Source organism: Corynebacterium sp. 51B (assembly GCF_008930785.1).
GTDB classification, from domain to species: domain Bacteria; phylum Actinomycetota; class Actinomycetes; order Mycobacteriales; family Mycobacteriaceae; genus Corynebacterium; species Corynebacterium megadyptis.
In genome coordinates this window covers 316,916-324,528 of the sequence record NZ_PQMK01000002.1, presented here as the reverse complement: position 1 = coordinate 324,528, position 7,613 = coordinate 316,916, and the positions used below count along the sequence as shown (strand labels likewise).

The window sequence follows — 7,613 nt, the reverse complement described above, 5'->3', positions numbered from 1 at the left end:
ACATGCGACCAAACAAACCCCAATCACAAGGGCACCCGATCCACACACAACCAAACACGCACACCACAACAAAAGCAGCACACATCAACAAAACAAAGCTGGCACACTATCGAGTTCTCAAACAACATCCGCACACCATCAAACACCACACACAAGCAGCGCCATCAAGCAGCGTGTCGAAAGCTTAATACACAAGCACCGTAACAGTCAAACCAACAACCGAACAACACCCGGTAAAACCTTCACCACCAACAAAACAACCAACACAACCGCGCCGGCCGCCTCGCTGACTCCGAAAACACTACACACAACCCCCACCCAACACCAAAACCCCAGCACAACACCCAAATAAAGGCGCCAGTACGGCTACGTTGTACACGTTTATAGCCGCCCCTCTAAGGGCCGGTCGGTGCTGAGTACTCACGGCCAGAAAGCACCTACCCCACCAATACCCCTGCCTCCTACATCGGGACATGGAGGTGAGGTGCTCAGTTGTACCGCTATTGGCGACAGCGCACCTCTCTCCCCCATACACACAAAAAGGCGAGGACCGCGCGGGGTGTTCCCACGTGGTCCTCGCCGTGCAGCGCTACAGATGCGACTATGTCAGCAGGCGCACGCCTGCGAAGTTCTTCTTGCCGCGGCGCAGTACCAACCAGCTGCCGTGCAGCAGGTCCTCGGCGCTGGGCTCCCACTCCGCGTCGGATACCCGCTCATTATTGGCGTAGGCGCCGCCTTCCTTAACGGTGCGTCGAGCAGCACCCTTTGACTCGGCCAAGCCGGAGGCCACGAGCAGATCGACGATGGTGTGCGGCTCATCGGCCGCGATATCCACGACCTCACCATTGGAGGTTTCGGTGACCGCAGCAGCCAAGGTCTTCTCGTCGAGATCGGTGAGTTCACCGCGGCCGAACAGGGCCTGCGCAGCAAGTTCCACGGCCTTGCGGGCCTCCACGCCGTGCACCAAGTCAGTCATTTCCTGGGCGAGACGCTTCTGGGCCTCACGCTTGTAGGCGCGCTCGGCTACTTCCTGCTCGTACTCGGCGATTTCTTCCTTGCTGAGGAAGGTAAACCAGCGCATGTAGTCGATGACCACGGAGTCGCCGGCGTTGATGAAGTACTGGTACCAAGCGTAGGCGCTGGTGAGCTTCGCGTCCAGCCAGAGCTTGCCGCCACCGGTGGATTTGCCGAACTTCTGGCCATCGGCGTCGGTGACCAGCGGCACGGTGAGTCCGTGCACCTTCTTCTGATCGAGGCGGCGGTTGAGATCCACACCGGAGACGATATTGCCCCACTGATCGGAGCCGCCGATCTGCAGCGCACAATCGTAGTTGCGCTGCAAATGCACGAAGTCATTGGCCTGCAGGAGCATGTAGGAAAACTCGGTGTAGGACATGCCATCGCTGTCCAGGCGACGCTTCACGGTGTCGCGATCGAGCATGGTGTTGAGCGAGAAGTTCTTGCCCAAATCGCGCAGGAATGCGATCACGCTCAGCTGGCCGGTCCAGTCGGCATTGTTGAGCATCAAGGCGGTGCCGTTGTTGCCATCGCCAAAGTCCACGAAGCGCTCCAGCTGGGCCTTAATGGATTCCACGTTCTCCGCGATGGTCTCCTCGGAGAGCATGGACCGCTCCCCCACGTCGCGCGGGTCGCCGATCATGCCGGTGGCGCCGCCGGCGATAGCGATCGGGCGGTGGCCGAACTGCTGGAAGCGCTTGAGCATGATGAGCGGAACGAGGTGGCCGGCATGCAGCGAGGAGCCCGTGGGATCGAAACCGCAATACAGGGTGATCGGGTTCTCGCAGGCCTCGCGCAAGGCATCGAGGTCGGTGAACTGGTTAATCAGGCCGCGCCAGTGCAGCTCATCAATGATGTTGTCAGACATGAAGTCCTCAGGGCTAGAAGATGGATTATTTTTCGGGGAAGTCGCGTGCCTCATCGGCGAGCAACACAGGGATGCCATCGTCGATGCGATAGGCAATGTGCAAGCGGGGGTTCACCAGCACATCCGCGTCGGCGTCATAGCTCAGCGGTCCCTTGTCTTGGGGGCAGGCAAGCACCTCGAGCAAATCGGGATCAATACTCATGGCATATCATCCTATCGCCCGATGACGGGTGTGGTGGCCCATTGACGATACTCGGCCGCGAGCGTGTCGACGCGCTCGCGTTGCTCATCGACGCGCACCCCGGCAGTACCACCGCGGGTGGTGCGGGAGGCGACGGCGCCATCGATGGTGAGGACCTCGCGCACCTTCGGGGTCAGCCGCCTATCCACACTGGCCAGCTCCTCATCACTGAGATCAACGAGGTCCACTCCTCGGGACTCGGCGAGGCGCACGCAGGCGCCGGAGGCCTCGTGGGCTTCTCGGAAGGGCACGCCCTCGCGCACCATCCACTCCGCGAGATCGGTAGCAAGGGTGAATCCGGCGGGGGCGAGCTCGCGCATGCGCTGCTCGTTGAAGGTGAGAGTGCCCACCAGCCCAGTCATGGCGGGCAGCAACAACTGCAGCTGCTGCACGGAGTCCACGATGGGTTCCTTATCTTCCTGCAGGTCGCGGTTATAGGCCAAGGGCATGGCTTTGAGGGTGGCGAGCAGACCGGAGAGATTACCGATCACACGGCCGGACTTACCGCGCACCAGCTCGGCGACATCCGGGTTTTTCTTCTGCGGCATGATCGAACTGCCGGTCGACCACGCATCGGCCAGGGTGACATAGTTGAACTCCGGTGTGGACCACGCAATGATCTCCTCGGCGAAGCGGGACATATCCACCGCGATCTGGGCCAGCACGAAGGCCGTCTCCGAGGCGAAATCGCGGGAGGCGGTGGCATCCAATGAGTTATCGGCGGCGGAATCAAAGCCGAGCTCTTCGGCGATGGCCTCGGGGTCCAATTGCAGCGAGGAGCCGGCGAGGGCGCCGGAGCCATAGGGCGAGACTGCGAGGCGCTTATCTAGGTCCTGCAGGCGCTGGACATCGCGCAGCAGCGGATGGGCGTGCGCGAGCAGCTGGTGTGCGAGCAGCACCGGCTGCGCAGCCTGGAAGTGGGTTTTACCCGGCATGATGGCGCGGGGGTGCGCGGCTGCTTGGCGCGAGATGGCGTCGACAAGCTCGAGCACGCCGAGGCTGATCTCACGGATAGCGTCGCGGACCCACATGCGAAAGAGCGTGGCCACCTGATCGTTGCGGGAACGGCCGGCGCGCAGCCGCCCGCCCACCTGCGGACCGACGCGATCGATGAGGCCGCGCTCCATAGCGCCGTGCACATCCTCGTCGCTGGGGTCCGGGGTGAAACTGCCATCGGCCACGTCGGCGCCGAGCTGTTCGAGGCCGGCGAGCATGGTTGTATAGTCCTCATCGCTGAGCAGACCCGCCTTGTGCAGCACCCGCGCGTGGGCCTGCGAGGCGAGCACGTCATAGGGGGCGAGTACCCAGTCGAAGTGGGTGGACACGCTCAGCGCAAACATCGCCTCGGAGGGCCCGCCGGAAAAGCGCCCGCCCCACAGCGCACCCTGGTTGGTTCCGTGCTTATCCATGTGAGTTCCTTTAATTGGTTGGTGGTACACAGCCGAGACGCCGACCCGAGGCCGCACAGGCTTCGAATCGGCGCACAGGCTCTCTAGTTTAGGCCTCGCGGTCGCGCTTGCAGGCGATCTGGGAGGACAGGCCGTGGAGGTGGACGAAGCCCTTGGCCATGGACTGGTCGAAGGTGTCGCCGGTGTCATAGGTGGCCAGGTTGAAGTCATAGAGCGAGCTCTCGGAGCGACGACCATTGACCACGATGCTGCCGGCGTGAAGCACGAGGCGGATATCGCCGGTGATGTTCTGCTGGGTGGAGTCGATGAAGGCATCGAGGGAACGCTTCAGCGGGGCGAACCACAGGCCGTCATAGACTTCCTCGGACCAGCGGGCGTCCACGCCACGCTTGTAGCGGGCGAGCTCGCGCTCCAAGCAGACGTCCTCGAGGGCCTCATGGGCCTTGATGAGGATCATGGCCGCGGGTGCCTCGTAGACCTCGCGGGACTTGATGCCCACCAGTCGGTCCTCCACCATGTCCAGCCGGCCCACGCCCTGGGCGCCGCCGCGACGGTTGAGCTCCTCGATGGCCTCGAGCACGCTCACCTTGCGGCCATCGATGGCCACGGGTACGCCGTTCTCGAAGGAGATGATGACCTCGTCGGGGGCGTTGCCGAGGGTGGGTTCTTCGGTGTAGGCGTAGAGATCCTTTGTCGGCGGGTTCCACAGATCCTCGAGGAAGCCCGTCTCCACGGCACGACCCCATGCGTTCTGGTCGATGGAGAAGGGAGACTTCTTGGACTGCTCGATCGGCAGGTTGATCTCCTCCGCGAAAGCAATGGCCTTATCTCGGGTCCATGCGTAGTCGCGGGCCGGGGCGATCACCTTCAGGTCTGGGTTGAGGTCGGCGAAGCCCACCTCGAAACGCACCTGGTCATTGCCCTTACCGGTGCAGCCGTGGGCGACGTGGGTGCCGCCGTGCTCCTCAGCAGCCCGCACCAGGTGCTGCACGATCAGCGGCCGAGAGATAGCAGACACCAGCGGGTACTGCTTCATGTACATGCCATTGGCCTTGATGGTGGGCAGGCAGTAGTCCTCGGCGAACTCGTCCTTGGCGTCAATCACGATGGATTCCACGGCGCCGCAGTCCAGGGCGCGCTGCCGCACGGATTCCATATCCTCGCCGCCCTGACCCAGGTCGATCGATACGGCGATCACTTCCCCGCCGGTCATCTTGGCCAGGTACGGAATAGCAACAGAGGTATCGAGGCCGCCGGAATAGGCAAGCACAACGCGGTTAGTCATAATCAGTCATTCTCCTTGGTGGTAGTCACCACAATGGTGTGTTTTCAGTGTAAGTATCTAGTTCTCGCTGCTGCGGAACATTCACAGTGTAGTCTGCTGCTCCGCGATGATGAGGGTGCACGCGCGCACTCCCATCATCGTGGGAGGCTTAGCTGTTCTCGCGGCTGGTTTTGCGGAAGCGTTCGGCCAATTCCACCCCGGTGAGTGGCTCCCTGGCCAGAACGAAGACCGTGTCATCGCCGGCGATCGTGCCTACTACCTCGTGCATCCCTACGCGGTCGATGAAACTCGCCAGGTATTGGGCGGCCCCGGGCGGGGTGCGCAGCACGGTGATATTGGCGCTGTGATCGACAGAGACGAGCAATTCTTCCAGCATGCGACGCAGTTTCTCTCGGGGCCCTCGCAGCTCATTGCTGGCGGCGGGTTCTTGGTATCCCACGGCGTAGAAGGCACGGCCACCGTCGGGGCGCACCTTCTTCGCTCCCAGCTCATCGAGGTCGCGGGACAAGGTGGCTTGGGTGATATCGATGCCCTCGTCGAGCAAAAGCTCGGAGAGTTGCACCTGGCTGGAGACGCGGCTGTCGTTGAGGATCTCGAGGATCCGCGCCTGCCGGGCGGTTCTCGATACGGGCTGGCTCACGCGCTACCGCCTTCCTGGTGTTCCATCAGCCACACCATCAGTGCCTTTTGGGCGTGAAGTCGATTTTCCGCCTCATCAAAGACCACCGACTGCGGGCCATCAATCACCTCGGCGGTGACCTCACTGCCGCGATAGGCCGGCAAACAGTGCAGGAAGATGGCGTCGTCCTTAGCCTGCGCCATGACCTCGGCATTGACTTGATAGGGCTGGAAGGGGGTGGTGCGGTCGATACCGTCTTCTTCCATGCCCATCGATACCCAGGTATCGGTGATCACCACGTCGGCGCCGGCGACATCGGCCACATCGGCGCTGACGGCGACGGTGGCTCCCGTGCGCTGGCCGATAGCGCGGCCACGCTCGACGAAACGCTGCTCCGGTTGGAAACCCTCCGGGGCGATGATGGTGATGTCCATGCCCGCGGTGGCGCAGCCGAGAATATAGGAGTTGGCCATGTTATTCGCGCCATCGCCGAGATACACCGCTTTCCTTCCGTGCAGTCCCTCCGGCCCCGCTTCGGGGCAGAGATGCTCCACGCAGGTAAGGAGATCGGCGAGGATCTGACAGGGGTGCAGATCATCGCTTAAGGCGTTGATGATCGGCACCGTGGCCGTGGTCGCCATCTGCTCAAGGTTCTCGTGGGCATAGGTGCGCCAGGCGATGAGCGAGACGAAACGCGATAGCACCGCGCCGGTGTCTTCGAAGGTCTCTCCCTTGCCCATCTGGCTGCTGCCGGTGTTCACCACAATGGGGCTGCCCTGGAGCTCGGCGATGCCGGCGTGGAAGGAAAAACGGGTGCGCGTCGAGGTCTTGTCCAGCAGCAGCGCTACGGTCTGCGGACCAGCGAAGGTGCTTTTCGCATAGCGATCCTTCTTGAGCTCTAGGGCCAGTTGCAGCACCTCCGCCTGTTCGGCGGGGCTGAGGTCATCATCGGCGAGGAAATGTCGCACTGTGGTCATTGCTGTTCTACCTCTTTACAAGTCTCGGCGAGACGGACGATCGCGTCGTCAATATCGGATTCGGTGATCACCAGCGGCGGGGTCAGACGCAGCACGTCATCGCCGCAGGCGTTAAGGATCAGGCCGTGGCGATAGCCGGCCTCTACCACCTTCTTCGCTAGCGGCTTGTGCAGCACCAGTCCCAGCATGAGGCCGCGGCCTCGCACGTGATCCACCAGCTCTAGCTTGTCGACGCCGTCCGCGAGGCGCTCTCCCTTCTGCCGCACGCTCGCGAGGAAGGCGGGATCAGCAACAGTGTCCACCACGACGCGGCCAGCGGCGCAGACGATGGGATTACCGCCGAAGGTCGTGCCATGGGAGCCGGGACCAAAGAGTTCAGCGGCACGCCCAGTGGCCATGCATGCCCCGAGCGGCAGCCCGCCGCCCAGGCCCTTGGCCATGGTGATCACATCGGGAATTACTCCCGCTTCGTGCTCGAAGGCCCAGAAGTCGCCGGCGCGGCCAATGCCGGTCTGTACCTCGTCGACGATCATGAGGATCCCGTGGCGATCGCATAGCTCGCGCACGGCCCGCAGAAATCCCTTAGGTGCGGGCACCACGCCGGTTTCGCCCTGGATGGGTTCGAGCATGATGGCCGCCACGTCCTCAGGCGCGCGAGCGACCATCTCGTTCAGCGCGTCGATATCGCCATAGGGGTAGTACTCCACTCCCGCCGGCAAAGGCTCAAAGGCGGCGCGTTTATCGGGCTGGCCGGTGAGCGCCAGCGAGCCCATGGTGCGGCCATGAAAACCATGCACTGCGGTGAGCACACGCGACCGCTTGGTCAAGCGAGCAAGCTTGAATGCGGCCTCATTGGCTTCTCCTCCGGAATTGCAGAAGAACACCCGAGCGCTCTCGCCGGCCACCGCATCGAGACGGGATAGCTGGGCCTTGAGCTGCTGTGCCAAGTCCACGGTGGGGGCCGAAGCAAAGAGGTTCGAGACATGGCCGAGGGTCTGGGTTTGCTGCGAGACGGCGTCGACAAGCGCTGGATGTGCATGTCCCAGCGCATTGACGGCGATGCCGGCGAGCATATCGATGTAGGTGTTGCCAGCGGCATCGCGCACGTGGGCGCCCTCACCGGAGGTCAGTTCCACCGCGGGCGTGCCGTAGGTGTTCATCAGCGCGCCGGACCATGATTCAAGAGCAGTCATGACT

8 protein-coding genes are annotated in these 7,613 nt (G+C 62.7%); 1 reads left to right on the top strand and 7 read right to left on the bottom strand.

Features of this window, described 5'->3' with window-relative positions; genetic code table 11:
• A partial coding sequence (locus GBB14_RS10670) for a hypothetical protein (RefSeq protein WP_225976610.1) occupies positions 1–352 on the top strand: 352 nt, incomplete at its 5' end.
• Between the two features lie 249 nt (positions 353–601).
• Here the strand turns inward: GBB14_RS10670 and tyrS are convergent.
• The 7 genes from tyrS to GBB14_RS04350 all read right to left on the bottom strand — a co-directional run bounded on the left by tyrS (position 602) and on the right by GBB14_RS04350 (position 7,609).
• On the bottom strand, positions 602–1,885 hold the full coding sequence (tyrS, locus tag GBB14_RS04380; RefSeq protein WP_151530245.1) for a tyrosine--tRNA ligase: 1,284 nt from the start codon (positions 1,883–1,885) through the stop codon (positions 602–604).
• Between the two features lie 25 nt (positions 1,886–1,910).
• Positions 1,911–2,087: a Trm112 family protein gene (locus GBB14_RS04375; protein ID WP_151530246.1), complete on the bottom strand. Its 177-nt coding sequence runs from the start codon at positions 2,085–2,087 to the stop codon at positions 1,911–1,913.
• Positions 2,088–2,098: 11 nt separating this feature from the next.
• Positions 2,099–3,535, bottom strand: coding sequence for an argininosuccinate lyase (gene argH, locus GBB14_RS04370; protein ID WP_151530247.1), 1,437 nt, complete (start codon positions 3,533–3,535; stop codon positions 2,099–2,101).
• Between the two features lie 88 nt (positions 3,536–3,623).
• Positions 3,624–4,820 (bottom strand): argininosuccinate synthase, encoded by a 1,197-nt coding sequence (locus GBB14_RS04365; RefSeq protein ID WP_151530248.1) that lies wholly within the window; start codon positions 4,818–4,820, stop codon positions 3,624–3,626.
• A gap of 148 nt (positions 4,821–4,968) precedes the next feature.
• Positions 4,969–5,460, bottom strand: coding sequence for an arginine repressor (locus GBB14_RS04360; RefSeq protein WP_151530249.1), 492 nt, complete (start codon positions 5,458–5,460; stop codon positions 4,969–4,971).
• Entirely contained in the window at positions 5,457–6,416 is a 960-nt protein-coding gene (gene argF, locus GBB14_RS04355) for an ornithine carbamoyltransferase (protein WP_151530250.1), read from the bottom strand. The genes GBB14_RS04360 and argF overlap by 4 nt, the downstream gene beginning before the upstream one ends.
• Complete coding sequence (locus tag GBB14_RS04350; RefSeq protein ID WP_151530251.1) at positions 6,413–7,609, bottom strand: acetylornithine transaminase; 1,197 nt, start codon at positions 7,607–7,609, stop codon at positions 6,413–6,415. Before GBB14_RS04350 ends, argF begins: the two co-directional genes overlap by 4 nt.
• Positions 7,610–7,613: the final 4 nt, after the last annotated feature.

Coding starts and splice junctions, on each gene's coding strand:
- GBB14_RS04375 (WP_151530246.1), bottom strand. CDS start 2,087: ATGAGTATTGATCCCGATTTGCTCGAGGTGCTTGCCTGCCCCCAAGAC.
- GBB14_RS04365 (WP_151530248.1), bottom strand. CDS start 4,820: ATGACTAACCGCGTTGTGCTTGCCTATTCCGGCGGCCTCGATACCTCT.
- GBB14_RS04350 (WP_151530251.1), bottom strand. CDS start 7,609: ATGACTGCTCTTGAATCATGGTCCGGCGCGCTGATGAACACCTACGGC.
- argH (WP_151530247.1), bottom strand. CDS start 3,535: ATGGATAAGCACGGAACCAACCAGGGTGCGCTGTGGGGCGGGCGCTTT.
- argF (WP_151530250.1), bottom strand. CDS start 6,416: ATGACCACAGTGCGACATTTCCTCGCCGATGATGACCTCAGCCCCGCC.
- tyrS (WP_151530245.1), bottom strand. CDS start 1,885: ATGTCTGACAACATCATTGATGAGCTGCACTGGCGCGGCCTGATTAAC.